General features: G+C 63.6%; 2 protein-coding genes. Both read right to left on the minus strand.

Translation table 11 applies throughout. The features are described 5' to 3' along the window. The coding region (locus EN969_RS31245; protein ID WP_127419744.1) for a response regulator at positions 1-311 on the minus strand (311 nt) is incomplete at its 3' end. 85 nt (positions 312-396) lie between these two features. Then, positions 397-1,353, minus strand: a 957-nt coding sequence (locus EN969_RS31250; protein ID WP_164758671.1) for an ActS/PrrB/RegB family redox-sensitive histidine kinase, incomplete at its 5' end; no start/stop codon positions are given.

Here is a 1,353-nt window from a genome sequence, read left to right on the forward strand (position 1 = left end):
GTCACCGCTGTGGCGATGTTGCCATAGCCGGTCGGGATGATGGTGCGGGAATCCTCGCGCTTTTCGCGGATGGCCGCGACCACGTCGAGGCCGTTGCCGTCGCCGAGCCGCATGTCGACCACGGCGTAGGCGGGCGGATTGGCGCGCGCCTTGGCAACCGCCTCCTCGACGCTCTCGGCCGTCTCGACCACGAAGCCCCTGGCTTCCATGGCGCGGGCCAGACGCGTGAGGAACGGCTTGTCGTCATCGACGACAAGCAGCGAGGTGTCCTCGCCTTCAACCATTGCGCCAATATTCTCGTCGCCTGTCATAGTCTCAAAATTCCTGCTGCCTTAATTTTACGCAAATATAGTTCCTGAGCCTCCTTGTCCAATTTTTAGAGGTCCTTCAAGGCTCTCAGGCAGTGTCGAACATGCTGGCCGAAGTGATTTCCGGATTGAGGAACACACCACGCGGCCACGATATCTGGACCATGGCGCCCTCGCCCAGGCCACCCGAATTGCGGAAATCGAGCACGGCACCAGAGCGTTCGAGCAGGGTCTTGGCGATGAACAGGCCGAGGCCCAGACCACCGCCGGTTTCATTGCCCTGGCGCGTCGACATATAGGGCTCGCCGATGCGGTCGATGATCTCGGCCGGAAAACCGGGGCCGTCATCGACGATCGAGAAGGTGACGGTGGCCTCGTCCCAGCTCCAGCGCACGGTGACGCTTTTGCGGGCGAAATCGACCGCGTTCTCGACCAGGTTGCCGAGGCCGTAGATGACGCCCGGATTGCGCTGCCCGACCGGCTCGGGGCCGATGCGTTCGCCGGGCCGAAGCTTGATCGAGATGCCGAAGTCCCGGTGCGGCGCGGTGACCTCCTCGACCAGCGATGTCAATGGCAGCCGCGAAAGATGCGCCTCACCCTCCGAGGACAGGCTGGTCAGCCGCTTGAGAATCTCGCGGCAACGCTCGCTCTGCGAACGCAACAGCGTCACGTCTTCCCCATATTTCGGATCCTTGCCGAGCGCCTTTTCCATCTCCTTGGCGACAAGCGCGATGGTGGCGAGCGGCGTGCCGAGCTCGTGCGCGGCCGCGGCGGCCAGCCCGTCGAGCGCCGAAAGGTGTTGCTCGCGCTGCAGCACCAGCTCTGTTGCGGCGAGCGCATTGGCCAGAAGCCGGGCTTCGGCTGCCACCCGAAAAGCATATATGGCGGTGAAGGCGATCGAGGACAGCACCGCCATCCACATGCCGGCGACATAGAGAAAAGGCATGGCCAGCGGCGCATCCTCATGCCAGGGCAGCGGCAGATGGACAAAGACCAGAAAGGTCGCCGCCGACATGACCAGCCCGCCGAGGATGGCAGTCTGTCT

It is taken from the genome of Mesorhizobium sp. M7A.F.Ca.CA.003.01.2.1, assembly GCF_003998945.1.
Taxonomy (GTDB): Bacteria; Pseudomonadota; Alphaproteobacteria; order Rhizobiales; family Rhizobiaceae; genus Mesorhizobium; species Mesorhizobium ciceri.